Source organism: Azospirillum sp. B510 (assembly GCF_000010725.1).
GTDB classification, from domain to species: domain Bacteria; phylum Pseudomonadota; class Alphaproteobacteria; order Azospirillales; family Azospirillaceae; genus Azospirillum; species Azospirillum lipoferum_B.
This window is the reverse complement of record NC_013855.1, coordinates 56,227-81,372: the sequence shown is the minus strand read 5'-3', so window position 1 is coordinate 81,372 and position 25,146 is coordinate 56,227. Positions and strand designations below refer to the sequence as shown.

Sequence of the window (25,146 nt, the reverse complement as noted above, 5' to 3'; positions counted from 1 at the left end):
TCAACGGTCCCCCGAAAGTCGCGGATTGAGCGCGTCGTTCAACCCATCGCCGATCAGATTCAGCGCCAGCACGATAAAGACGATGGCGAGCCCCGGAATGGCGCTGAGGTACCAGGCGGTGCGCAGCATGTCGCGCCCGGCACCGATCATGGAGCCCCAGCTGATCGTGTTGGGATCGCCCAGGCCCATGAAGGACAGGGCGCTTTCCATCAGGATGGCGGTCGCCACCGTGACCGAGGACATCACGATCACCGGCGGCAGGGCGTTGGGCAAAATCTCCCGCAGGATGATGCGGGCGTGCCCGTAGCCCAGGCCGCGTGCCGCCATCACCATCTCCTTCTCCCGCAGCAGGCGGAACTCCGCCCGGACCAGCCGAGCCACCGCCGGCCAGGACACCAGCGCGATCGCCAGCGTGATCGCCGGGATCGTCGGCTGGGCGATCGCGACGGTGACGATCAGCAGGATGAAGCCGGGGATCGTCTGGAAGATCTCCACCAGCTTGACCAGCACATCGTCGGTGCGCCCGCCGAAATAACCGGCGACGGCACCGATCAGGACGCCGGCGAGCACGCTGACCAGGGTCGCGGTGGCGCCGATCAGCAGGCTGACCCGCGCCCCGTGGACCAGCCCCGCCAGCACGTCGCGGCCGAGCGCGTCGGTGCCGAGCGGAAACGCCGCGTCCTCACCCGGCCAGACCAGTGGACGGCCGACCATGTCGAGCGGATCGTCGGGGAACAGCAGCGGTGCCAACGCCGCCGCGACCAATACGGTTGCCAGGATGAGCAGGCCGAACACCGCGGTCGGGTTTGCGAAATAGGCGCGCGTCGCCCGCCAGCGGCCGACCGGAACCAACCGCTCGGTATCGGCGGTCGCCGCACGCATCGCGTCGGGCGCCCGAATATTGGCCCAGACTGGCGCCTCGGCTGTGGTCTCGGGCTTCTGATCGGCCTCGCTGCGGCCGGCACGGGCGGCGGTACGCGGCAGGGAGTTTTCCGAACTGGACATCATCGTACCTCGATGCGTGGATCGAGCCACGCCTGGAGCAGGTCGATCACGGCATTGACCGCGACCACGATGAGGGAGGACAGCAGCAGGATGCCGAGCAGCACGTTGAAATCGCGCCCCATCACCGCCTCGTAAGCAAGACGGCCGAGGCCGGGCCAGCTATAGACGGTCTCCACCACCACGGCGCCACCCATCAGCCCGCCAAGATGCACCCCGGCCATGGTGGTGACCGGCAGCAGCGCATTGCGCAGCACATGGCGCACCGTGACCGCCGCGGACGGCAGCCCCTTGGCACGGGCGGTGCGGACATAATCCTGCGCCCGCACTTCCAGCATCGCGCCACGGGTCAGACGGGCGTAAATGGCGACATAGAACAGGGCGAGCGACACCGCCGGCAGCACCAGATGGCGTGCCTGATCGAGAACGGCCGCCCAGCCGGCATGGGAGGCGCCGATGGTCTCCGCCCCGCCGCTGGGCAGCCAGCCCAGCTTGACCGAGAACAGCACGATCAGCATCAAGCCGATCCAAAAGCCCGGAATCGAGTAGAACAGCAGCGCCGCCACAGACAGCACCCGATCCGCCAGCCGCCCGGCGAAGGCGGCCATCACGGCCCCCGCGGCGATCCCGAAGACGAGCGCCCCGCCCAGCGCCAGCAGCATCAGCAGCAGCGTGTTGGGCAGCCGCTGCGCGATCAGGTCGGCGACCGCCATATTGTAGCGCGGCGAATGGCCGAGGCTGAACTGGGCGAGATTGCCGAGATAGCCGGCCAGTTGCTGCAACAGTGGCAGGTCGAAACCGAAGCGGGCCTTCAGGGCCGCCATCGTCTCCACGGTCGCCGCCCCTGCCTCGCCGGCCAGCACGTCGGCGGCGTCGCCAGGGGCCAGCCGCAGCAGGAAGAAGTTCAGGATGACGATGCCCAGCACGGTCGGCACCGCCTGCAGGGCCGAACGGCGCAGGGCCTTCAGGATGCGCAGCGAACCGGTCATGGCGGGAACCTCACTGGAAGGTGCCGGGTTCGGGGAATTCGCCGGTCAGGAACCAATGCCCGACATTGCGGGTCTTGTATTCCGCCGGATTGTGCAGCGTGTGGGTGCGCACATTGCGCCACCAGCGATCGAAACCGTTGGTCCGCGTGGCCGAGCGGGCGCCCATCACCTCGAAAATCCGCTGGGTGACCTCCAGCGCCACGTCACCGGCCTGAACGTTTGCGGCGGCCACCGTGATGGCGGCCTCGCCGCGTTCCGCCGCGGTCAGCGCGCCCCCCTTCGCCCAGGCGGCGGACAGCGCATCGAGAGCGGCGTCGGCCAGCAGCTCCGCCGCGCGCAGCCGGATATGGAGTTCGCCGTAGACCCGCTTGATCCAGGGATCGTCGACATGCCGCTCGCAACCGGAATGGATCCAGGGACGGCTTTTGCTGAGGGTGTAGCCGCGCGCCTCCTCCAGCGCGCCGATCGCCTGGCCGATGAAGACGTTGAGCAGGACGCTCTGCTGTTGCAGGGGTCCCAGGGTGGTGATCGGCCGGCCGGCCAGCGCCGGATTGGACAGCACCTCGCTGACATGGATCGGGACATCGGTGTAGGTGACGGTGCCGGATCCGGTCTGGCGTTGCCCGATCCCATCCCAGTCGTGCTCGATGGTCAGCCCCTGCCGCCCTGCGGTGATGGCGGCGAAATGGCGGGCATCGGTAACCTCGTCTTCCCAGGCGATGACCAGCGCGTCGGCGACATGGCTGCCCGAGGAGAAGGGCCGGCGTCCGTTCAGAACCCACCAGTTGCCGTCCCGCCGGCCGAACAGGCTGTGGGAGAAGGTGTTGACCGAATTGCCCCAGATCCAGTTTCCGGCCAGCGTGCTGGTCATCCAGTCGCGCTGCTGGTCGGGCGCCGCCATGGTCAGCAGACCGTGCAGGAAGTTGTTGTGATAGCCGTAGAGGTGCGCGATCGACCCGTCCGCCTTGGCAAGCTCCCGCACGATGCGCAGCAGCACCGCCCAGGAGGCTCCCGGTCCGCCATGGCTGACGGGAACCCCGATGGTCAGCAGTCCGCTGTTCTTCAAGGCATGGATTTGGGCAAGCGGCTGGCCGCCGTCCTGATCGTTGACGACCGACTCCGCGGCGAACAGGGCGCGCAACCGCGCGGCCTCCGCCAGCCAGGAGTCCGGATTTCCGCGCGCATCGACGATGGTTGCTGTCATGGTGCCCCCCTCCGGCTGCCGGCCGTCCCGTCACTTCTCGATGTAGACGTCGGCAAAGCTCGCGTTGATGCCGGCAACGCCCAGCGTGTGGTTTTTGACCTTCTTGCTGAACAGGGTGACCCCGGCCGGCGCGATCAGGTGCACGGCCGCCACGTCCTCGTAGAGGAAGCGCTGCAGGTCAATCCACAGCTGGCGGCGCCTCTCGACGTCCGGCTCCACCGCCGCCGCTTCCAGCAGCCGGTCGACCTCCGGGTTCTCGTAGTGGGAGGCGTTGGAGAAGGGCAGCCCGATCTTGAAGTTCTTCGACCAGAACACCCGCTGCACGCCTGGCGTAGGGTCGAAGGTGTTGGACAGCGATTCCAGCGTCAGGTCGAACTCGCGGCCGGTGTATGCCTTCTGGATGTAGGTGGAGAAGTCGAAGAACTGAAAATCCACCGCGATGCCGATCCGGCCCAGCGCCTGCTTGACGAAGTCGCCGGCCGCCTGACCATTGAACGGGTTGCAGTAGAGCCGCAGCGACAGCCGTGTGCCGTCCGCCTTCTTCGGAAAGCCCGCCTCGTCCAGCAGCTTGTTGGCCTTGGCGAGGTCGATGGGATACGGCTTGATCGACGGATCGGTGAAGCGCGTCAGCTCCGGACTGACCGCCGCCGGGGCGACAAGGCCGTAGCCGAAATAGACCACGTTCAGCAGCCGGTTGAGGTCGATCGCGTGGGCGATCGCCAGCCGCACCCGCTTGTCCTTCAGGGCCGGGGTGTCGTAGTTGAAGTAGAGCTGGGCTCTTGGAAATTTTGTGTGATCAATCAGGGGTTGAGGTTGCAGCCCGAAGCAGTCGAAAGTAGGCGGAGCCCTTCGAAGTTTGCGGATCGCTATATGAGAGGAAGCGTATCCTTGACACGGTCCTCTCCTTGAACCTTTCCCTGCATTCGATTGGCTTTCTTCCTGGTCTCCATATCATTGACCAGATCGACCATGGCTCCCCACGCATCACGTTGCGCGCACAGCAGACGACGGTGTCGGCTCCCTGTACCGCGTGTGGGACGCCATCTCGGCGGATTCACGGTTCCTACTGGCGCAGCCTCGGCGACCTCGCGTGTTTCGGCCGCCCCACCGTCCTGCTGGTCCGGGTCCGTCGTTTCCGTTGCACGGCGCCGACCTGTTCCCGGCGGACCTTTGCCGAGTCATTGCCGGGCATCGCGCAACGGCGAGGCCGGCAGACCGACCGGCTGCGCTCGGTGCACCGGTCCATCGGCTTGGCCCTAGGCGGCAACCCTGGCGCCCGTCATGCCACGGCGATGGGAATGCCGATCAGCCGAACGACGCTGTTGCATCGCGTTCGCGCCGGCGGAACCAAGCCGATCCCTCCGGTCACTGTGCTGGGCGTGGACGATTGGGCTTGGCGTAAGGGGCATCGCTACGGCACGATCCTGTGCGATCTGGAGCGTCGGCGGGTCATCGACCTGTTGCCCGACCGCAGTGCCGACACCTTGGCGGCATGGCTCATGATGCACCCCGGCATCTCCGTCGTCGCCCGTGACCGCGCCGGCGCCTACGCCGAGGGGGCCGCCCGTGGTGCTCCCGAAGCGATCCAGGTCGCGGACCGGTGGCATTTGCTGCGAAACGCGAGCGACGCCCTGCGCGGGGTTCTCGAGCATCATCACCGCGATCTGCGCGAGGCCGCTCAAACGGCCGCCCTGAAACCGGAACCGCTGACGCTGGAGGAGAACAACTCGGGACCAGCCACTGCATCCGAAACCGAACGGCCGTTGCGAGCCGCAGAGCGGCGGTCGCGGGCTGCGCAGGAGCGCCGCGACGCCCGCTTCGCCGAAGTTGCGCGCTTGCGTGAACAGGGCATGGCGCTGAAAGCCATTGCCCGCACCACCGGGATCGAACGCAAGACGGTGCGCCGCTGGTTGCGGGCCGGCCATGCACCGACATGGCGCCATGCCGCTCGCGCGACCAGCATCCTCGACCCGTATCGCGCCCATCTGGAGGAGCGTTGGCAAGCCGGGTGTCACAATGGGGCAGCGCTCTGGCGCGACCTCAAGGGCCAGGGCTTTGCCGGACAATATTCCGTTGTGCGGAACTGGGCGATGCAGCGGCGGCGAGAGGACCCGAGCCTCAGAAAATCCACAGGACCGAGGCGTCACTCGGCGGCGACCAGAGTTACGGAGCCACCGACGCCTCGGCGGGCAGTGCGCCTGCTAACCGTCGACCTCGACGTGCTTTCCGAGGAGGACCGCCAGTTCGTCGTCTCCTTGCGGGACCACTCGCCCGCCATCGCCACCGCCGCCGACCTGATCAGCCGCTTCACGACGATGGTGAAGGACAAGACGCCGACCATGTTCGACGGCTGGCTGCGTGAGGCGGAGGCCAGTGCCCTGGGGCCGTTCGCCGCCGGCATCCGGCGCGACGAGGACGCCGTGCGCGCCGCGCTCACCGAGCCGTGGAGTAGCGGGCAAGTCGAGGGCCACGTCAATCGGCTCAAGGTCATCAAGCGGGATATGTACGGCCGTGCCGGCTTCGATCTCCTACGCAGTCGGGTCTTGGCTCACGCCTAACGCGAACATCACATCCCCAAACACCTTCTACTCATCCACACAAAATTTCCAAGAGCCCGATAATGATTGCCGGAGAAGGTGCCGGAATAGATCAGCTCATCCTCCGACACCATGTCCAGCGTGTCGCCGTTGATGGTGCCGGTGTAGACGCGCTCGGCCCCGTTACGGGCACTGGTGGTGCGCATCGTCGCCACGCCATCCTTCACAACCATGCTGCGTTTGGTTGTATTGGTGTTGCACTTCGCTCCAAGCGCCTGCACCGGATGATAGGTGCCGGTCCAGGTGCCGTCATGCCGCGTGTCGGCGGCAACCGCTTGCCCTGTCAGCGTGCCGAGCAGCAACATCGCGCCTCCAATCCGTCGCATTATCCCCGTCTCCTTGATGGTTGGTTTCTCTCGCTGGTCGCCTACCAGCCGCCAATAGCCGGCGCCATCGGCAGTCCGGCCGCCCTCCACGCCTCGATGCCACCGCGGTACCAGAGGACGGAGCGGTAGCCGAGCGCCACGGCCCGCAGCGAGGCGTTGTAGGACAGCCAGCATTCCGCCGACAGGCAGTAGAAGACGACCGGCCGCTGCCGGTCGCCGCCGGTGAGCTGGGCCAGCCGCTCACCGAGCTTGGCCTGCAGCGGATCGTCGAAGCCCTTGCCCAGCCCGGCGTCCACCAGCCAGACCGACTGCGGCAGACCGGGATGGGCGGACCCGCCCAACACGTCGACCAGCACCACCGACGGGTCGGTGGTGAGCAGCCGCAAGAGGTCCGCGGTCGCGATGGTCCGCGCGCCCGGAACCGCCGTCGGCGTGCGGGCGTGATAGCCGCCGACCAGCAGCGTGCCGCGCGGCGAAATGCCCCAGTCGGCCGCCTCATCGGCATACGCCCTGTCGGCCAGGGCGATGCCCGCAAGCTGGGAGCGGTCGACGGGACGGGAGGTCTGGCATGCCGCCAGCGACAAGGTGGCGGCACACAGCGTAACGGCAGCCCACTTCAATCTGGTCATACGGCCCTCGTGACTATGAGAGAATGGTTTGGAATGCTCATGCCGATCAGACCGGCCCGGCGAAGGCGAGCGTCAGGCCCTGTGCATCGGAGCGGGGGAACGCTCCCATCCCGATCCCCGACAACGGGGCCGCCAAGGGAGCGGCGAGCATCCCAGCTGTCCAGGTGAGGTCGACGGGCGCCTCGCCCAGCCGTCCGATCATCGGGTCGCTCTCCTCCACCGGAGCCGAGGACTGCAAGCTGTCGGCACCCGGTCCGGCCAACGGAGCCCCCTGGGCAGCGACCGGCTGGACGGCGGTCCTGCGGTGCTCGCGGTAGCCGTACTCGACATAATGGCGCGTCGCCGCCGTCAGGTCGGCGCCGAAGGCGGCGGCAATGTCGGGATTGGCCCGCTCGTATGCCGTGGCGTCGAAGCCATCGAGACGGCGCTGCTCTGCCCGGCCGGAATCAATGTAATGCCGGGAGGCGGCATTGCGGTCGGAGCCGAAGGCGGCCAAAAGGTCGGGGTTCGAGGCGAGATAGGCGTCCGCATTGAACGCCGTCGCGCTGCGTCCCTCCCGCAGGCCGGACTGGATGTAATGGATCCCGGCCGCCTGGGCGTCGCTGCCGAAGGCGGCCATCAGGTCGCCATAGCCGGCAAGATACTGGTAGGGGTTGAAAGCGGTCGTCGACCGGCCTTCGCGGGCACCGGATTGGATGTAATGCGACCGCGCGGCGGCGCTGTCGGTGCCGATCACCCGGGCGAGGTCGGCATTGCCGGCGAGGTAGCGCAGCGGGTCGAAGCCGTCGATGGCGGGACCCCCGGTGGGATCGGCCTCGCGGCCGAACCAGATCGCCGCCGAGTTCTTATAGACGGCGACGCCGACCGCGTTCCAGCTGTAGGGCTTCCAATCGCCCTGGTTCGTCATGACGGCGTTGTGGCTGGGGCTCATCTTCCAGGCAGTGAGGAGCACGGAGGCCGTCTGCTCCGGCGTGCCACGCACGACGCTGCCGGTCCCGGTGATGAGATTCTCGAAGCCATAGCCGGCATAGCCGGTGCCCAGACGCGCCGGCGCCCCCCACATCGCGCCATAGCTGGTCGCGTCCTTGGCGTTGTACGCGGCATCGCTCCAGCTGTGGGCACGGCTCTCGCCCGGCGATTGGTCGGGCACGGCGGTGCCGAGATTGTCGGCGATGTCGACGACGTGGCGGGCCGCGGTGGTGGTCAGGGCCTTCGACAGCGGGATGGCCGGCAACCCCAACTGGGCCCGGTAGTCCATCAACTGGTCGTAGAGGACGATCTCGGCGCTGCTCAGGCCGTCCTGGGCGGTGGGAGTGTAAATGTTCACCATGGCGGTGGCTTTCCGGAAACGCAGGATCAGGAACAAGAGGCGTCGAGGCTGCGGGCGAGCGTCCGGGACTCCTCGCCGACGGTGGACAGGGCGGCTCCCTTGCAGAGCAGCACCGCCTCGACATAGTCGCCGAAGCGAGGCTCCCGCCGGCCGGCGATGCCCTTGCGCTCGTGGAAGCGCTCGTAGCGGTGGGTCGTGGTCCACAGCGCGGCGATGACGCCATTGGGATCGATGACGGCGGTCAACGGCACCGGTTCGATCTCCTTGGGCGCCGGCAGCTCGTCCTGGCTTGGTTGGCGGCCGTCCTGGACCGCGACGATGCGTGGGTCGAAGCCGTGGCTACGCTGGTGGGCGACGTCGCGCTGCATCTGCCGCTGCGGGTCGGCACCGGCGGGGCTGGCCCGGCTGACCGCCACTATCATCACCACGGGGACCTCGGGATGGACCCGCATGAAGGCGTCCAGCCCCGGGCGCTCCGCCAGACAGGGCACGCACCAGTCGGCACCGCGCTTGAACAGGAACCAGCGGCCCCGGAACTCGTCGGTGCGATGGGCGACGCCGTCCTCGCCGTGATAGCGGAAGACGGGCAGCCGATCGCCGACGGCGAAGCCATAGGATTGGGCCTGGAGCGGCGAAACCCCTAGCATCGTCACGGAAGCTGCGAACGCCGGCGCCGCGGTGAACAGGATGGCGCCGATCCGAACAGCGGCAGAGAAGACGGACGGCATGATGGGTCCCCGGCAGTGGCAGGTCCGGGCCGGACGCAGTTCAGCTCCGACTTCGATCCGATTTCAAGTGATCGTTGCATAATAGGAATCCGTTTCGTGGTCAAGCCGCTTACCCGGAACGAAACTCCGGCTCATGAGCGATGACCTGAAACGCAGGATAGGAAAACGGTTGCGGGCCTTGCGCGAGAGCCGAGCCCTCAGCCAAGAGGATGTGGCTGCGGCGATCGACCGCAGCGTCGAGACGGTGAGCAACATCGAGCGGGGCCGGGTGCTTGCGGCGCTGGAGACGCTCGACCGCCTGTCGCGCCGCCTGGACGTGCCGCTGGTCGACTTCTTCGACGACGGCGAGGCGGTGGTGTCACCGGCCCGGGCCGCCACCGACATGCGGCTGCGCGAGGTGCTGCGCGGCCTGAGCGACCGGGAGGCCGAGGTGGCGCTTCGGCAGGTCGAGGCCCTGACCCTGCTGCATCCGGACGGCAAGCGGCCATAGCCGGCACCGGCGGGCCGATGACGTCGCGCGGATGATCGCCTATGCCGGTCGCAGCCGTCCCAACAGGGTGAAATGCCGGGCGAAGGGATGGAAATAGCGTCGTCGCACCAGGGCGACGACCGCCGCGATGATGGCCACCACCATCGCCCAGGGCGGCGCGGGACCATTGACCACCATCATCAGCGTGTCCTCGATGCCGAAGGACTGGACAAAGGCCTGCCGCTCCAGGATCAGCGAGGCACCGCGCCGGATCAGGACTGCGGCGAAGAGGTAGCCACCGACAGCGGTCAGACCATAGAGCAGGATGTGAAGAATCATGCCGATGGCCGGGCTGGCGGCGAAGCAGCCATGGAGCAGGCGGGCCTCGACCAGTTCCAGACTGAGCATCGCCGAACGCGACTGGAAGGCGAGCCCGATGAACAGACCGAGAAGCGCGATCTTGACCATCATAAGGAGGAGCAGGCCGATCAGGCCAGTCTCGACCCCGCCTAGGATGAGGTCGGCCACGGCGTTGACCAGCCAATCGCCCCGGCCAACACCAGATAGGCGGCGCCGGCGATGGGGCGCAGCGCGGCGTTGGCCAGCAGCCAGCCTGTGCTGAGGATGGCGCCGACCAGCAGGCCGAAGATGCCGCCGCCGATCTGTCCGACGGTTTCGGCATCGCGCTCGGGTTGGAGTTTCGATTCCGCATCGGCCAATGCTTCGGCGTAGGTCTGGCCGTAACCGGTCACGGTCATGGAAGGGTCCTTCTGAAGGAATGGAGCCGGCACAGGCGCATCCAGCACTCCCGGCACATCAGCGTCCGGAGATGCCGGCAGCAGGACGGAGCCCGCGCGGGAGCATCCGGTGGACGGACGGCTGCATTCCGGGTTGACGCCGGATACACGGAGTTTATTTATACAATATTCGCTGAAGCCGGAATCACTTTCGGGTGCGAAGCTACGGCATGTTGCCTCCGCCAGAACTTCCCGAACAGCTCAGGCCAATGGAATACCGACCGCCGACGGACGGAGATGAGCCTGCTGTGGGCCTTTGCGTTACGATCATCGTCCAGGTGCCGCTCCCGGATGGCTTGGCGCCGGGCACATGCCAAGCCAAGTCGCTGACGCTGGAATCCGGAGATGGCCGCTACAGGCTCAGCCCTGATGGCCGGCTGTACCGCCGCCAATGCCGGTGGGAGACGGAGGATGTCGTGGACCCGGACACGAGCCCAAGGATGCGGCCCATCGACCTCGGCGAAGAGCCACACCCATACCTCGCCATCCTGACAGTCGTCACCGATCGCGCCGGTCTCTATTCGGCTGCCATGTTCTTTGGGCAGCTGGTCGGTATCCGCCCGAGTGGGGAGGACGTCTGTCTGCGCGACCTCGATGGCCTGGCTGACCGTCTATGGAACCGTCTCTTCAGCATGCCAAGCCTCGACCTGCCCGCGCAGCACCCGACCAACATCTCCAACAGCGCACGGGCTGAACGCTCTGTCGGTTGTGATGGATGACCCAAGCCATGAACCCGCCCATGGAACCAGCTCACTCCGAGGAGAGGCCCATGCTCGACCCGACCCGCACCCAGGCATTGCGCGCCGTGATCGATAGCCTGCCTCTGACGGAGCGCCCGCGGAACCTTGTGGAAGAGACCATCACCTCGCTGTCGCCCGAGGAGGCGGACACCGTGATCATGGCGCACCAGAGGCTGATCGAGACGCTCCCCGCCGCTCTGGCGGCTATCGACCGCGTCAAGAGGGCGCGGCGGTCGGCCCATCGGAATGGGTCCACCGATCCGGCAGCCCCTACGCCGAACCTTAAAGACGGAGGGGCATGAGTCCGTGGTCGGTCATTGCGCCCAGGCACGAAAGACGCCGGCTGATCCCCAGGAAAGCGCGTCCACCACGATGACTGTCGTCATCATTGTCGGGGATCGGTCCGCTGTGCTGGGCATGATCAGCCCAGCTGGGATGCTCATTGCCATAAGGGGCGATATTGTCTGCCTCGACAAGACGCCGGAAGTCGGAATTCGGTTAGAAAAACTGGTCCAGGCGGAGAGGCTGGAGCGCCTCGGGCCCGGTCTCTATCGGTTGCTTTTGCGACAGGCGCCCCGCCTCACCTTCGACCGGGCCTGGAGCAATCCGGGTGCGGCACACGCTCCGGATCATCTGATCGCCCTCACCCTGGCGCGCCCGACGTTCCGCGATGTCGTGCGCCTTTGCCGCGCCTACGGGGTTCCACGCGTGCGGCGCGTCCTGTTTGAGCTTGCGGAAAATAATGACGTCCCGCCGTGGCTGGCGGCGGACTGGAACCGACGGTTGGACAATATCGGGCGGGGCTTCAGACGCGCCGTTCTTCGGATGATCCTGTCAAAAGAGATTTGATCGGGGCGGATCCCGACAGTGAGGTTGGCTTGCTTTTGCACGCCGAGGGCGCTGGGCACCGCCCACACTGGCGGTCCGTTCACGTCACTCTGCAAGATAACATCGCCAATGTTATCTTGCAGAGTTGTGTTACTCCGGTTCGAACCGATGGATCTGCTGCTTGTCGGCGGGGATGTCGGGACTCCACCTTAGCAAGCGCTCGTTGATCGGGGTTCGTAAGGGGTCACGCGCATGTGGCTGATTCGACCAGACCTCATGCCAGTTGTCGCTGCTCTGCCTCGCGGCGCGGAGACGCTCCCGCCCCGTGCCGAAAGCGGCAGGATGAACGGGAGGCTTGCAACCAGCAACCTGGAGACGAAGGCAAACTGCATCAGAGGCTCCCAATCCATATGGAAATCCAAATGCCGATAAACGACGGCATGCCCCCGACCCTGGAAGCCCCTGATCATGATGGTTGCGCTCGCAGCCGCTGTCCCATGCCCCACGACCGGCGGGAGCCGGCCACCACAGCTGTCCCACCCACCCGGAGGCGGGCAGGTCGGCAAGCATAAGAGCCAAAATCCATCCGACCACCCGAACCTGGGATGAACGACCCGTAGCGTGGAGCGGAGGTGGCGTCCGGCTGGGCCGCGGCCGCGCTCTGCGGCGCCGCGGTCCAGCCGGACGCCACCCATCGATCACTCCGGACCCATTGCTATGAAATCCATGCAACCGTCCGTCGAATCCGCTGCAGCCCGCATTTCCCGGCTGCGTCGGATTGCTGAACGTGCTGAACGGGACTGTGCCGCCAACGGCGGGCGTCCCGACTTGCTCCTGCGCGCGGCGCTGCACCACCATGCGGCCGGTGACCTCGACATCGCGAGAGAGCAGGCCGAAGCGCTCATCGATCGTGCCGATGATGATCCTGCATATGCACCGCTCTGGCTGATTCGCCAAGCCCGGGATCTGATCGCCCGCATCGACGGCGCGGATGATGCTTCGCGTGTCGTCGGCTGACCCGCCTCGGTTTCCCCGACACCCGTCACCAAAACACTCCCACAGCCGAACAGGGTGGAAATCGCTGATGACCATGCGGCGAACGATGCCATCTCTAATGAAGCACACGCCATCGACGGCCGAAACCTGCCGCTGTGCACGCTACGGCATCTGGCACGACCAGGACCGCGCCGGTCCCGACACTTGGCTTCTTGTTGGGCCGCCCGACGATCCAGATACCTTTGCGCTGTGCAACCGTTGCTGCATCGCAATGATGCGGCGGCGGCCGGAATACCTCGACAGCGACACCTATCTGACGTTGCTTCCGTCCCGCTGGCCGTGCCGGGGAAGGAGGAAGCAGTAGACCAAATGGCGATTGCCACCAGCGTCGTGACCGGTTCGGGTCACGGTGACCGGACGCAAAACCACCCTGGAGAATTGGCGGTACGCGTCGGCATGCAGAGGTCTGCAATGGCTGGTCCCCGCATCCAACAGCCCCCCACTCCCCTTCCCCATTACTAGCCGGGAAAATTCATGAGGGTTGGCGGGTGTAGCGGCATCCGTTGAGCGGCCGTAGGATTTGGGTGCTGACGCCAACTCCTGCCGTTTCCGGAGCGCCCACCCGCCATGGTTGATCATACCCTGCCGCTGCCCGGCCTGTCACCCGTTGCTGGAAAGCCGGTGATCGGGCGCTTTGATGGCGGCCGCCTGTCCTCCGATGGCGGGCTGCTGGTGCTGCGGGAGGTGGCGAAGCGGCTGCGGATTGCCGATCGGCTGGCCGCCTGTATTGAGGACCCGCGCGATCCAACGCGCACCGTGCATTCGCTGGCCGACATCATCGGCTTTCGCCTGCTGGCCATCGCGGCGGGCTACGAGGACGGCAACGACGCCGGCAGCCTACGCTCCGACCCGCTGTTCAAGATGGCCCTGGAACGCCTGCCGTCCGAGCGTGACCTTTGCTCGCAAGCCACCATCTCGCGCCTGGAGAACCTGCCGGATACCCGCGCACTGCTGCGCATGGGCCGAGCCATGGTCGATCTCTACTGCGCGTCCTTTCGCCAGGTGCCCAAGCGCATCGTGCTGGATGTAGACGACACCTTCGACACGGTGCATGGCGGTCAGCAGTTGCGCCTGTTCAACGCCCATTATGACGAGTACGGCTTCCAGCCCATCGTTGTCTTCGACGGCAACGGCCGCTTTGTCACCGCTGTGCTGCGCCCAGCCAAGCGGCCCAAGGGGACGGAGATCCGGACCTTCCTGCGTCGCCTGCTCCGCGCCATTCGGGCAAACTGGCCCAAGACCGAGATCCTGCTGCGCGCCGACGGCCATTACGCCTGCCCGGAGGTGCTGGACTGGTGCGAGGCGGAGGGGCTCGACTACGTGCTCGGTCTGCCGACCAGCAGCACACTGCGCCGTCACGTCACCACGCTGGAGGCCAGCACCGCGGCGCGCTTCCAGGCCATGCCCGGAGCCGACAAGGTGCGCCGCTTCAAGGAATTCTATGACGGGGCCAGCACCTGGAGCCGGGTCCGCCGCATCGTCGCGCGCGTCGAGGCAGGAGACCAGGGCACCGACAGCCGCTTCATCGTCACCAACCTACGCCACGGCACGGGTCGCTGGCTGTATGCCGGCCTGTATTGCGCGAGGGGACAGGCGGAAAATCATATAAAAGCCTGGAAATCCCACCTTGCCGCAGACCGGACCTCCTGCACCAAGGCGACGGCCAACCAGTTCCGCCTGTTCCTGCACGCCGGGGCGTACTGGCTGCTGTGGAGCCTGCGCTCGCTGATGCCGAAACGCTCCCGCTGGCGCACGGTGCAATTCGACACCTTGCGGCTGCGCTTGGTGAAGACCGCCGCGCGTATCGTGGAGATGAAGACGCAGATCAAGGTGCACCTGCCGACCAGCGCGCCTGATCAGGCGATCATCCACCTCGCCCTCGGCCGCATGCCCCGGCTCATCTGCTGAGCACCGGGGCAGCGTGCCCCAGCCGTCACCCAATCCCCTCCACCACCAACTCCGACACCGTCACGCCGCCGTCAGCGCGGCGGCCGACGACGCGCGCCCATACAGCCCAACGTTGATCATCTCAACGCGGCGACCAGACCGCTCGCCACCCTGGTGAATAAAGGCGGCTAGAGGCATCCCTATGACCTCGACCGATCCCACGGTTTTGCCAGATAAAACCGTACTGCCCGACCATTCTCTATCTGCCACCTTCGATGCTCTGGAAGACCAACTCTTCAAAACAAATCCCACGGACGGGCCAAAGGCGGTGGTCGAAACCGCCGACCTTGTCCGCGTGGTGACCACCGACCTTGTCTGCTGGCGGCATCAGGTCGATGACGACCATACCCGTTGCGCCGTGGGAGCGATAGCCGAAGCACTCGACGATGCCCATCTCCTGGTCGTCGCGGCCCGGCGGACCGCACCGCAGCCATGGCAGCCGCTGGCGAGCCAACATGACCATTACAAGCGGATGCGCCGCCATCTGAGCGATGCTGCGGGAATTCTTGACTGGGCGACGACCATGGCCCGGAGCGTCAATCTGAAGATGACGATCGATGTCCAGAAATCGATCCGTCGTGACGAGAAGGGATGGGCTATCGCGGTATCGACTGCCACGCTCAGCCTGCGTGAATGACGGGGAGGAGGCGAAATGATGGACCATCCCGCCGCGCCGCGTCCCAATCCCGCAGATCGGCCGGAATCGCCGATCGGACGCCTCGCCCGACAATGGCTGACCGACAGCGGTCCAGGTAGCCATCAAGAGAGTGAACGGGAAACCGCCGACCGCTGCGACCACCTTGCCGATGCTTTGGAAAGCCTTACAAAACTGCCGGCTCACACCTGGGCCGATGCCGACGCGAAGCTACTGGTATTGTCCACGCGATTGCGTCAGGTGGCCACCACGGCCGAGCCCGAGACTCTGCTGCTCGCGCTCCTCGCCACCGGAATCCAACATGACCTGCTTCGCTTGCGCCTCCGAACGACTATATCGGAGACACATCAGTGATTGATTGGCAACCTCTTGAAACGGCTCCGCGGGACGGGTCGAGGATCCTCGTCGCGATGTCCGGTGACTTCCTGAAATATCAGCCATGGGACGCGCCAGGTGACGAGTACCGTATTTTTGTTCGCTGGGTCGAGCAGATTGGATATTGGGTCGATGATTTTAAAACATTCGTGACCAATGATGATATCACGCATTGGGCTCCGGCACCGACACCACCGCCAGCGACAGCCCATCAGCGCATGCGCGACGCCGCCGCAATTTCCAGGCATCATAAGGACAATGGCTGACTTCAATTAAGTTGAAGTAGTCGGCATGCAGAAGCTTGCAGTTGATAATAATCTGCCGAAACCCTCCGTCAGCCCTGCTCAACTGACGGAGGAACGGAAGCACTTTGAGCCTGGACCAATCAGCCAATCAAGTGGTTAACATCAAAGTGCCAAAGCTCCAACGCTCGACGGAGATCATCTATTTTCAGACCTGCGTTATAATCTTGAGCAGTAATATCACCATTGGTGCTGTGACCGAGCAAAGACTTGATTGACGTTTCATTGACGCCCCGGCGCAACAGCTGAGTATTCACCGTCGTTCGAAAAGCATGGAAGTCCTTGCCCGGCTCGTAGATCCCGATAGCCCGTCTATAATCCGTCCACCACATGCTGAAGCTATGGCCAAAAGTTGCGAATTTACCCCCACGCTTCAATTCAGGGTACAGAAATGATGCGCCTTCAGCTCGATGATCTGCCGCATATTGCAGAAAACCGAGCTGAATGAGTGTCGAGTGAACCGGGACAACACGGGCACTTGATGCAGTCTTGAGCTTTTGCCCCTTGCCTTCACGGATACGGATGACTGGGATTCCCTCTTGTTCGCCGATGTCTTCCGGCTTCAATTGCAGGCATTCTTCCAGTCGCATCCCTTGATGCGCTGCAACCAGAGGGGCCCAAAATCGGGCATCGCGCGATGGCGGAACACTGGATGACGTTGCCCGCAGACGATCGTCAACGCAACCAGTCCACGCTGGCGTGCGGAATAATTTCTCAAGCTCCGACACTTCGTAGGCAGGACGCTTCCGCCGCTGCTCCCGAACCAGAGCCTTGTCATAAAATTGATCGGCGAAGACCGAGTGATCTTCTTTACGACCAAGATATTGCATGCCGACTTTGAATATGACGTTCAGAAAGTTAATGTGCTTGTTGATTGTTGTTATTGAATAACGATCAACATGCCAGCTTTCGTCATCTTCATCCATGCTGACGCCGGCAATAGTGCCTGGTTCCACTTGGCCATCATTCAGTGATTGCTCAAGCGCATCGGCTTCCGCCACCAACTCCTGGATCCCCATGCCAGCAAATCTTCCCTTGCCGGCGAGCTTGGGCACTCCGATCAAAAGTTGCTTGAAATTAAAGGCGTCGGCGGTCGTCACTTGGTCAATGGGTGCATCGCCACGAAACTCGACAAACATCCTGATTGTGGTTGACGCATCAGCGATTGATTTGTCGTTCCATCCCTTGCTCTTCTTCAACGCGATGCACTTTTTGAGCATCTCCGTAACGGTGGGCACCGGCGTGGTGGATGTCGTAACTTGTGCAACCGGGGCTGTGAACGCACAGGGAAAAGGTATGGCCGGCGTCATATTAGCCGGCTGGGGCAACGACATCGGACCGGGTGATCCCAGATCGATCGGCTGAGGCTTGCGCTCTCGCGATGCAACTTGCTCATGCACGGCGGCGAGCACCGGCAGGGCGTGCCGCTCCAGGACGGCCCTGTCGCCAAGCTGAAAGGCGTGCCCTTCAGCCACCATATTGTCGACGATGCGCTGCACGTGCCCCTGCGCCATAGCGCCGTCGTTGCGTCGGGCGGCATCGTGGAATGCTCCCTGCACCCCTTGGGCGATCGTCGCGCGGATGTCCGATGCGGCCCGTGCCGTCGTCATTCGGGCAGGAGGGGCCGGGTGAGCGGCGATGAACGCCCGGATATCATGGTCCAGGTCCGGCGGCAGCAAGGGACCGCGGTGCACCGGTCCGCCATCCGTCGATTGCCGCATCTCCCCGGCGCCGTGGACCATGGCGGAACCGTCGGCGTTGTCGCCGCCGCCCGTCGCGAATCCATCTCCACGCCCCTTCAGGGGGTCCCGGAGGTCGGTGTCGTCGATCCCGGTCATCAGCCCCTGTTCAGCCAGCCAGCGCAGGAGGCGTTGGCCGAGGTCAGTCGGCGCGACGATGCGGCGAGAGGCGGTCGGGTGCGGGAGGAATCCAAGATCCGGCGGCAGTTGCGCGCGCTCGGCCTGATCGGCGGCCAGGGCGTCGTCGCGGATCTTGGTCAGGATTGAGGTGAGCGTGGTGGGGTCCAGCGGTGCCTGATGCATACGCAACTCCTCCAGCGCGAGGTCGAGCAACAGGGCGATGCGCCGGGCTGCTCGGAGGACGCCCGTTCCGAGCGACAGGCTCAGTCTCCCGCGTGGAGACGTCAGCTGCAAGTCGGATGGAACGCGGCGGCGCCAGTGCCAGGTCTGGTGACGGAGGACGAGGTGCGCAGTTTGGCCCATGCTCGGTACTCTGACGGGACCGGGCGATGCGTTGGGCAGCAGCTTTGGGCTACAGCCATGGGCACCACCTGCGGGTCATTGCAGGAGCGGCGGAACCAAGTGGCTGTTTCCAAAGGGAAGTCGTGAGAGTTGGTTGGGGGACTAGGATTCGAACCTAGGCTGGCGGAGTCAGAGTCCGCTGTCCTACCGCTAGACGATCCCCCAGACCGTCACCGGGGCTGTGCATTCCGCCGTGCCCCGTGGTGTGGGCGGGTTTATAACGATCACCCGCCGGGCTGTGAAGAGCTTTTTTCGCTCCGATCGCATTTTTTTCTAGGGCCTGTTGACATTCATCGTGTTACCAAGACGGTAGCGACGAGGTTAATGGCAGCGGCGAAGCTTGTATCAGTTTTGTCGTATCGTGTGGCGATGCGTCGGAATTCTTTGATTTTGCAGAAGAAGTTCTCGACCAGATGGCGCCATTTGTACATCTCGGCGTCGTGGGGAATCGGGGGAGATCGGTTGGCCTTGGACGGAATGACGGCGACCGCGCCTTGCTCGGCGATCAAGATACGGATGGCGTTGCTGTCGAAGGCTTTGTCAGCCAGCAAGGCGGAGAATTCGATACCGTCCAGCACCGGTTCGACGCCGACGCTGTCATGTCGCTGGCCCGGCAGCAGGATGAAGCGCCCAAGGTTCCCCAGCGCATCGACGACGGCCAGGATCTTGGTCGTCAGCCCGCCACGAGAGCGACCGATGGCCTGAGCCTGAGTCCCCCCCTTGCGCCGGTACCGTGCTGATGCACCCGGACAATCGTGCCATCAATGATCGCGTACTCGAAGTCCGCGTCGCTCGATAAAGCGGCGAAGACCTCGTCGAAGACACCGGCCTTGGCCCATCGGCGATAGCGCTGGAACACCGAGTTCCAATTGCCGAACGCTGCAGGCAAGTCCCGCCAGGGCGCTCCAACGCGGACGATCCACAGGACCGCCTCCAAAAACAGGCGATTGTCCGCTGCCGAGCGGCCAGGGTCGCCCACTTTGCCGGGAAGAAGCGGCGCTATCCGCTCCCACTGATCATCTCGCAATACAATCCGATCCAAGGCCACCTCCCTTTTGGTAGCCTTGAATCAAATTTCTACGACCACCGGAAGCCTCTTCTCAACGCGAATGTCAACAGGCCCTAGTACTACAGCCGGTCCTTATCGGTTTGGGTGCGTCGTTTCCAATGGGAGCGCCGTGCTCGCTGTTGGTGGCGTCTTCGCCAGATGGACCAATCGATAATGGCGGTGGGTGGCGCGGGGGGCCGGCCGATCAAGGCGACCAGGAGGGTGCGGATCTCGGGCACGGTCAAGGGCAGAAGATCGGCGGACAGGTCGAGTTGATCCTCTCCCCCCGATGGCCGCCGTGCGCACGACGGTGAGAAAGGCCAGGGCCAGCATGGCCAAGGTGACGTGGCGGTGCCAGCCGGTCCACGAGCGCACCTCGTACTGGTCGAGCCCGACCTCGCCCTTCGCCGCCTCGAAGCAGGACTCGATGGTCCAGCGCGACCCGGCGACCCGGACCAATGTGGCGACCGGCGTGCCTTCCGGGGCGAAGGTCAGATAGTAGGTGAGTTTGTCCGGCTCGGCGATGGAGCGGCGCACCAGCAGACCGCGGCACCAGCCCTCGCGCAGGGAAGCGTAGGTTTTGTGCGCCCAGTCGTAGAGGCGTGGCCCCTTGGCTCCGTCGCCAGCACTCAACCGCTGCCAGTCGGTGGCGGTGAAGCCGGTCGTCCGCTCCTTGACCGTATCGAAGCCCATGGGCGCGCGCTGTTTGCTGGTGATCGCCAGCACGTAGCCCAGCGGTTGGCGCTCCAGCCATAGCCGCAGCGCGTAGTCCCCGCCGTAGACGGAGTCGGCGGTCACCCAGCGGCAGGGCAGGCCGGCTGCCACGGCGCGCTCCAGCATCGCCCGCCCCAGTTTCGGCTTGGTGGCGAAGCCGACGGCGTTGGGGACGCCGGCCATCCGTCGGCGTTCGTCGTTGCCAGCCCAGTCCTCGGGCAGATAGAGAGCGCGGTCGACCAGCACCCGGCCGCGTCGGCTGGCGTAGCCGAGGAAGACGCCGATCTGGCAGTTTTCGATACGTCCGGCGGTGCCGGAATACTGCCGCTTCACCCCGACCGAGCGGGTGCCCTTCTTGACGAAGCCGGTTTCATCGAGGACCAGCACGGCCTCATCGTCGCTCAACCGTTCGATGACATAGGCCTGGAGGTCGTCGCGGACGGCGTCGGCATCCCAACGGGTCCGGGCCAGGAAATCCTGCATCGCCGCCGGCGAGCAATCCCCGGCGGCTTCGGCCAACTGCCAGCCATTCTTGCGATCCAGCGGCGCCAAAAGACCTCTCACGTAACGCAGAGCCCGTTGGCGACCGGCCGCGCTGTAGAAGGACCTCAATCCGCCGACCAGCCCTTCCAGGGCATCGGACCATTCCGCCGCTTCCGTCATCTCGGTCATGCTCGGACCCTCCAGTCGGTTCCAAGCTCAACAGGCCGCCCGGCCGCATATTCCGTCTTTCGCGACCGGCTGTAGTACTAGGGCCTGTTGACATTCATCGTGTTACCAAGACGGTAGCGACGAGGTTAATGGCAGCGGCGAAGCTTGTATCAGTTTTGTCGTATCGTGTGGCGATGCGTCGGAATTCTTTGATTTTGCAGAAGAAGTTCTCGACCAGATGGCGCCATTTGTACATCTCGGCGTCGTGGGGAATCGGGGGAGATCGGTTGGCCTTGGACGGAATGACGGCGACCGCGCCTCGCTCGGCGATCAAGATACGGATGGCGTTGCTGTCGAAGGCTTTGTCAGCCAGCAAGGCGGAGAATTCGATACCGTCCAGCACCGGTTCGACGCCGACGCTGTCATGTCGCTGGCCCGGCAGCAGGATGAAGCGCCCAAGGTTCCCCAACGCATCGACGACGGCCAGGATCTTGGTCGTCAGCCCGCCACGAGAGCGACCGATGGCCTGAGCCTGAGTCCCCCCCTTGCGCCGGTACCGTGCTGATGCACCCGGACAATCGTGCCATCAATGATCGCGTACTCGAAGTCCGCGTCGCTCGATAAAGCGGCGAAGACCTCGTCGAAGACACCGGCCTTGGCCCATCGGCGATAGCGCTGGAACACCGAGTTCCAATTGCCGAACGCTGCAGGCAAGTCCCGCCAGGGCGCTCCAACGCGGACGATCCACAGGACCGCCTCCAAAAACAGGCGATTGTCCGCTGCCGAGCGGCCAGGGTCGCCCACTTTGCCGGGAAGAAGCGGCGCTATCCGCTCCCACTGATCATCTCGCAATACAATCCGATCCAAGGCCACCTCCCTTTTGGTAGCCTTGAATCAAATTTCTACGACCACCGGAAGCCTCTTCTCAACGCGAATGTCAACAGGCCCTAGTTTTTTCGAACGCGGGCCGCCAGCTTGCTTTCCACAAGTCGGCGACCCTCATCGGTCAGCGCGCGACGGCATCCGCCATCGGGGCGATGATAAGGCGGAAATCGTTGTTGCTCTCCAATTCCTCCAGTTTGCAGGGAAGGCGTCTGCGCCAATTGGGATGCTGGTCCACCGTGCCGGGAAGGTTGGGCTGCTCATCATCCGCCACCGCGTCCTCGATCTGCACCATCACGATGCGGGACGGCGTATGCGCCAGAAAGGCATGGACGGCGACGGACAGCTCGACCCGGAAGGGCTGGGCTCCATCCTCGGTCGGATAGCTGTCCGGACGCAGCCCCTCCCGCGACAGGGCCTGCAACAGGCGCCAGCGGTCGACGCCACGGTCCCAGCGGTCCTTGTCTCGGCTGGCGTCGTCGGGATAGAGGCCGAGACGCTGACGCCAGTCGAGATCGCGGCCGGTCCAGAACCCCTTGAACGGCGCCAGATCATGGGTGCTGACCGTCGCCATCGAGCCGGCCGGATAGTCGCCGGGAGGCTTGAAGCCGCCATCGGCCGTGCGCTCGAAATAGAGCACGCGGTAACTCAGGATGCCGGCCCGCTCCAAAGCCGGACGGAAGCCCTCCGGCACCGTGCCCAGATCCTCGCCGATCACGACACAGCGGCTGCGGCGGCTCTCCAGCGCCACGATGCGCAACAGGTCATGGAAGGGATAGGCGACATAGGCGCCATCACTGCCATCCTCCGGAATCCAGAACAGATGCTGCAACGCCATCACATGGTCGATGCGCAGCGCCGCGGCATGGCGCATGTTGGCGCGCAGAAGCTCGACGAAAGGCCGGTAGGCCGCCTCGCGCAGGCCGAGCGGCGACAGCGGCGCCAAGCCCCAATTCTGGCCCTTCAGGTTGAACTGATCAGGCGGCGCCCCGACATTGGCACCCTGCACCAGCATCGACGGATCGGCCCAGGCGGACCCGCCGCCGGGATGGGCGGCGACGGCAAGGTCGCGGTAAAAGCCCATGGCAAGCCCGGCGGCCCTTCCCCGCCCTGCCGCCTCGCCCAGCTGGCGGTCCGCCTCGAACTGCGCCCAGGCGAAGAAATCGACCCGGTCGGCATGCTCGGCGGCAAAGGCGGCAACCTCGGCGCTTTGCGGGTTCTGGAAGGCGGCCGGCCAGTTCCGCCACATCCATTGCGCGGAATCCTGGCGGAAGAAATGCTCGTGCAGGGCATCGAACAGGGCATGGCGGTCCAGCGCCGTGCCCATCTCCCGCCGGAAGGCGGCATAGGCGGCCTTGCGCGGGGCATCGTCCGGCAGCGCGCGGAAACGGGTATGCAGCGCCTCCAGAAGCGGCAGCTTCAGGGCGGCGACCGCGGGATAATCGACCAGCTCCGCCCGCCGCGCGGCACTCAGCGCCGCCTGGAATGCCGGAGCTTCGATCCGCTCATGCAGATCATCGGCACCGGCGCCTTCGGGGGCGGAGAATTCGGGGACGGAGGCCGGGTCGATGTAGAGGATGTTGAGGAATTGGCGGCTGGACGGCGAATAGGGACCGATATGGTTCGGATCGGCCGGGAACAGGGCGTGCAGCGGGTTCAGGCCGACCAGCCCGGCCCCCAGCCGTCCGGCGACCTCGGCGAAGCCGGCGAGGTCGCGGAAATCGCCCATGCCCCAATCCTGCTCCGACCGCAGGGAATAGATCTGCAAGCCGATGCCCCAGCTACGGCCGCCCGGCGCCATCTCCTCCATCGTCACGCAGTGCTCGGGCGTGACGATCAGGGTGGTGGAGCCGGACAGGCCGGCGCCGATGCCGTTCGTGGTCTCCACATGCACATCCAGCCGGTGATACCCGATGGGCAGCGACACCGGCAGCAGGGCGCCCAGCGCCCGGCGCTCATGGCTGGTGCCATCGATGGTCGCGCGGTCGGTCACCGGCAGGTCACGGACCGCGACGCGGCCGCCCCTGGTGCTCCCGCCCTCCGGCGTCAGGTCCCAGACCAGCGTGGCATCGTCGAGCCCGGCCGGCAGGGCGACGCCGAGCCCGATCTCCTGACCCTCGCCACTGACCAGCACCGGCGGCAGCGGGCGGGTCCAGGACCGGCGTTCAACCGCGCGCAGGCTGGCGGCGACCTCCTCGTCCGTAGCGGCCGGCAGCCCCATCGCCGCGATCAACGCCCGCTTGGTGGCGGAAGAGGTCTCCCGCCGGTTGCCCCAGATGTCGTGATAGTGGGGTTCAAGTCCAAGCAGATCGGCCAGCCGGTCGAGATCACTCATGCAGGGTCCCCGCGGGTTTTCGGAAGGAAGGATGGAGCCTAGGAAGTGGAGAGGTCGCGGCGTCAATGCCGCAGGCGGCCTATGCCATCGGCGCCGCTCCCCTCAGCCGGCTGGAAGGGTGGCAGGCGCCGGTCCCGCAGCGGCAGGCGGGGCGGACGGGGCTCCGGTGTTGTCCGTGCCGTTGCCAGCCGCGCCGGCCGCCTTGGCCTGGGCGATCTGCTCCAGCCGGCTGCGATAGCCGGCGACGGCGGACGACACCTCGCGCACCATAGCCTCCAGCGGACGGTCGGGATCGACCGCCCGCATGAGGGCGCGGGACAGCGATTGCAACTGATCACGGTCGTCGGCGGAGACCGGGCCGGACTCGGCGGCGGCGCGCACCGTGCCGGCCAGCGCCTTGAGGGCGTGGGCGACCGCCTCGATGGGAGCATGGTCGCCCTCCTGGTCCAGCCGGCGCAACAGGTCGTCGACGAAGCCGCCGATGCGGCCGACATGGTCGATCGACATGCGGTCGGGCGCCGGCCGTGCCAGCCCCGGCAGGGCGAATTCGACCAGAAAGGCGACCTGGATGCCGGCACGCAGACGCTTCTGGGTGGTGACGGCGGCGATCGCATCGTTCAGCAACAGGCGCGCGCCCGACTGGGTCCATTGGCCGGTCGCCTTCAGCCGCAACGTGTTGGGGGCGTCCAGCACCGGGACCAGAGCCCCCTCGCGCGGCGATTTGCGGCGGTCGGGACCGGTATAGTCGGCGGTGACGACGAAGCCCTTGCGCGATTCGATCAGGCTGACGACGCGGTCGCGCACCTGCTTGGGGGACGCCGGCTTCAGCAGCAGATCGTCGCCGCCGACATTGGTGACGCGGGTCAGCAGCGCCGGGGTCGGCGTCCAGGTGGTGACGATGATGCCGGCAAAGGGGTTGGGAACCGACGGCTCGTTGCGCAGGGCGCGGATGAACTGGAAGGCCTCCGCCGGTTCGCCATCGGCGTCGACCAGAACCAGATCGGGCATCGCGGCGGTCAGCAGGCCGGCGGCGGCCTTCACCTGATCGAACAGCTCGACCCGGCGAAAGCCCAGCCGGATCAGCACATCGCGGAACACGCGTCCGGCGTTGGCCTGGCCATCGATGATCGCGGCGTCGACCTGCGAGAAATCGTAGTCCGGCATGGTCCTACCCGAAGCTCCGCTGAGGCTGTGACGGGAACACGCGCGGCAGCGTAACACGCTTTGGCTCCGCCCGTCGCGGTAGCATCTCCGCCCGGTGCGGGAAGGGTGGCAAAGGAT

At 65.5% G+C, this 25,146-nt stretch carries 24 protein-coding genes, 1 tRNA gene and 2 pseudogenes; 10 read left to right on the top strand and 17 right to left on the bottom strand.

All coding sequences use genetic code 11. From position 1 onward, the window contains the following. The 4 genes from AZL_RS15785 to AZL_RS15770 are packed head-to-tail and all read right to left on the bottom strand — an operon-like array spanning position 1 to position 3,996. A complete protein-coding gene (locus AZL_RS15785; RefSeq protein WP_086935414.1) occupies positions 1 to 1,008 on the bottom strand; it encodes an ABC transporter permease in 1,008 nt (335 codons plus the stop codon). After that, positions 1,005 to 1,991, bottom strand: a complete 987-nt coding sequence (locus tag AZL_RS15780) for an ABC transporter permease (protein WP_012975494.1) — start codon at positions 1,989 to 1,991, stop codon at positions 1,005 to 1,007. The genes AZL_RS15785 and AZL_RS15780 overlap by 4 nt, the downstream gene beginning before the upstream one ends. A gap of 10 nt (positions 1,992 to 2,001) precedes the next feature. Then, positions 2,002 to 3,195, bottom strand: a complete 1,194-nt coding sequence (locus tag AZL_RS15775) for an acyl-CoA dehydrogenase family protein (RefSeq protein WP_012975493.1) — start codon at positions 3,193 to 3,195, stop codon at positions 2,002 to 2,004. Positions 3,196 to 3,225: 30 nt separating this feature from the next. Then, the gene (locus tag AZL_RS15770) at positions 3,226 to 3,996 is read right to left on the bottom strand and encodes an ABC transporter substrate-binding protein (RefSeq protein WP_086935413.1); all 771 of its coding nucleotides are present in this window, start codon (positions 3,994 to 3,996) and stop codon (positions 3,226 to 3,228) included. An 83-nt stretch (positions 3,997 to 4,079) separates the two neighbouring features. On the opposite strand from AZL_RS15770, the gene AZL_RS15765 reads away from it, so the two are divergent. Next, positions 4,080 to 5,753, top strand: coding sequence for an ISL3 family transposase (locus AZL_RS15765; RefSeq protein WP_086935412.1), 1,674 nt, complete (start codon positions 4,080 to 4,082; stop codon positions 5,751 to 5,753). An 8-nt stretch (positions 5,754 to 5,761) separates the two neighbouring features. Here the strand turns inward: AZL_RS15765 and AZL_RS15760 are convergent, their stop codons facing one another. From AZL_RS15760 to AZL_RS15745, 4 genes are all read right to left on the bottom strand, one after another. Beyond that, positions 5,762 to 6,097 (bottom strand): hypothetical protein, encoded by a 336-nt coding sequence (locus AZL_RS15760; RefSeq protein WP_042444039.1) that lies wholly within the window; start codon positions 6,095 to 6,097, stop codon positions 5,762 to 5,764. Between the two features lie 62 nt (positions 6,098 to 6,159). Beyond that, complete coding sequence (locus AZL_RS15755) at positions 6,160 to 6,747, bottom strand: rhodanese-like domain-containing protein (protein ID WP_012975489.1); 588 nt, start codon at positions 6,745 to 6,747, stop codon at positions 6,160 to 6,162. Positions 6,748 to 6,793: 46 nt separating this feature from the next. After that, positions 6,794 to 8,077: a CAP domain-containing protein gene (locus AZL_RS15750; RefSeq protein WP_012975488.1), complete on the bottom strand. Its 1,284-nt coding sequence runs from the start codon at positions 8,075 to 8,077 to the stop codon at positions 6,794 to 6,796. A gap of 26 nt (positions 8,078 to 8,103) precedes the next feature. Next, positions 8,104 to 8,805 carry a thioredoxin family protein gene (locus AZL_RS15745; RefSeq protein ID WP_012975487.1) on the bottom strand — a complete coding sequence of 234 codons (702 nt, stop codon included), beginning with the start codon at positions 8,803 to 8,805 and terminating at the stop codon, positions 8,104 to 8,106. Positions 8,806 to 8,938: 133 nt separating this feature from the next. Here AZL_RS15745 and AZL_RS15740 point away from each other — a divergent pair, with 133 nt between their 5' ends. Next, the gene (locus AZL_RS15740) at positions 8,939 to 9,295 is read left to right on the top strand and encodes a helix-turn-helix domain-containing protein (RefSeq protein ID WP_012975486.1); all 357 of its coding nucleotides are present in this window, start codon (positions 8,939 to 8,941) and stop codon (positions 9,293 to 9,295) included. Positions 9,296 to 9,334: 39 nt separating this feature from the next. Here the strand turns inward: AZL_RS15740 and AZL_RS15735 are convergent, their stop codons facing one another. After that, complete coding sequence (locus AZL_RS15735) at positions 9,335 to 9,802, bottom strand: hypothetical protein (RefSeq protein WP_247894381.1); 468 nt, start codon at positions 9,800 to 9,802, stop codon at positions 9,335 to 9,337. Then, entirely contained in the window at positions 9,784 to 10,032 is a 249-nt protein-coding gene (locus AZL_RS37000; RefSeq protein WP_247894380.1) for a hypothetical protein, read from the bottom strand. The genes AZL_RS15735 and AZL_RS37000 overlap by 19 nt, the downstream gene beginning before the upstream one ends. Before the next feature lie 479 nt (positions 10,033 to 10,511). Here AZL_RS37000 and AZL_RS36995 point away from each other — a divergent pair, with 479 nt between their 5' ends. The 8 genes from AZL_RS36995 (at position 10,512) to AZL_RS34345 (ending at position 15,938) form a co-directional block, all read left to right on the top strand. Then, entirely contained in the window at positions 10,512 to 10,790 is a 279-nt protein-coding gene (locus AZL_RS36995) for a hypothetical protein (protein ID WP_148219433.1), read from the top strand. Between the two features lie 50 nt (positions 10,791 to 10,840). Next, entirely contained in the window at positions 10,841 to 11,113 is a 273-nt protein-coding gene (locus AZL_RS15725) for a hypothetical protein (RefSeq protein WP_247894379.1), read from the top strand. A gap of 70 nt (positions 11,114 to 11,183) precedes the next feature. After that, positions 11,184 to 11,660, top strand: coding sequence for a hypothetical protein (locus AZL_RS15720; protein WP_042444034.1), 477 nt, complete (start codon positions 11,184 to 11,186; stop codon positions 11,658 to 11,660). Between the two features lie 696 nt (positions 11,661 to 12,356). Next, entirely contained in the window at positions 12,357 to 12,656 is a 300-nt protein-coding gene (locus tag AZL_RS34360) for a hypothetical protein (protein WP_086935410.1), read from the top strand. A gap of 606 nt (positions 12,657 to 13,262) precedes the next feature. Next, the gene (locus AZL_RS15710) at positions 13,263 to 14,603 is read left to right on the top strand and encodes an IS1380-like element ISAzs3 family transposase (RefSeq protein WP_012973088.1); all 1,341 of its coding nucleotides are present in this window, start codon (positions 13,263 to 13,265) and stop codon (positions 14,601 to 14,603) included. Between the two features lie 181 nt (positions 14,604 to 14,784). Further along, the gene (locus AZL_RS15705; protein ID WP_012975482.1) at positions 14,785 to 15,279 is read left to right on the top strand and encodes a hypothetical protein; all 495 of its coding nucleotides are present in this window, start codon (positions 14,785 to 14,787) and stop codon (positions 15,277 to 15,279) included. 15 nt (positions 15,280 to 15,294) lie between these two features. Then, positions 15,295 to 15,651 (top strand): hypothetical protein, encoded by a 357-nt coding sequence (locus AZL_RS34350; RefSeq protein WP_204367265.1) that lies wholly within the window; start codon positions 15,295 to 15,297, stop codon positions 15,649 to 15,651. Positions 15,652 to 15,707: 56 nt separating this feature from the next. Further along, a complete protein-coding gene (locus AZL_RS34345; protein ID WP_128083366.1) occupies positions 15,708 to 15,938 on the top strand; it encodes a hypothetical protein in 231 nt (76 codons plus the stop codon). A gap of 119 nt (positions 15,939 to 16,057) precedes the next feature. Here AZL_RS34345 and AZL_RS15695 read toward each other — a convergent pair whose 3' ends face one another. The 7 genes and pseudogenes from AZL_RS15695 to AZL_RS15655 all read right to left on the bottom strand — a co-directional run bounded on the left by AZL_RS15695 (position 16,058) and on the right by AZL_RS15655 (position 25,029). Further along, a complete protein-coding gene (locus AZL_RS15695) occupies positions 16,058 to 18,196 on the bottom strand; it encodes a site-specific integrase (RefSeq protein ID WP_012975480.1) in 2,139 nt (712 codons plus the stop codon). Between the two features lie 130 nt (positions 18,197 to 18,326). Further along, positions 18,327 to 18,400 (bottom strand) — tRNA-Gln (locus AZL_RS15690). Between the two features lie 125 nt (positions 18,401 to 18,525). Next, positions 18,526 to 19,214: pseudogene (locus AZL_RS34340) on the bottom strand (IS5 family transposase). A 162-nt stretch (positions 19,215 to 19,376) separates the two neighbouring features. Next, positions 19,377 to 20,669, bottom strand: a complete 1,293-nt coding sequence (locus tag AZL_RS15675) for an IS701-like element ISAzs6 family transposase (protein ID WP_012975478.1) — start codon at positions 20,667 to 20,669, stop codon at positions 19,377 to 19,379. Between the two features lie 94 nt (positions 20,670 to 20,763). Then, a pseudogene (locus AZL_RS34335) lies at positions 20,764 to 21,452 on the bottom strand (IS5 family transposase). Positions 21,453 to 21,654: 202 nt separating this feature from the next. Next, on the bottom strand, positions 21,655 to 23,865 hold the full coding sequence (gene malQ, locus AZL_RS15660) for a 4-alpha-glucanotransferase (protein WP_012975477.1): 2,211 nt from the start codon (positions 23,863 to 23,865) through the stop codon (positions 21,655 to 21,657). A 102-nt stretch (positions 23,866 to 23,967) separates the two neighbouring features. Beyond that, positions 23,968 to 25,029 (bottom strand): response regulator, encoded by a 1,062-nt coding sequence (locus AZL_RS15655; RefSeq protein WP_012975476.1) that lies wholly within the window; start codon positions 25,027 to 25,029, stop codon positions 23,968 to 23,970. Positions 25,030 to 25,146: the final 117 nt, after the last annotated feature.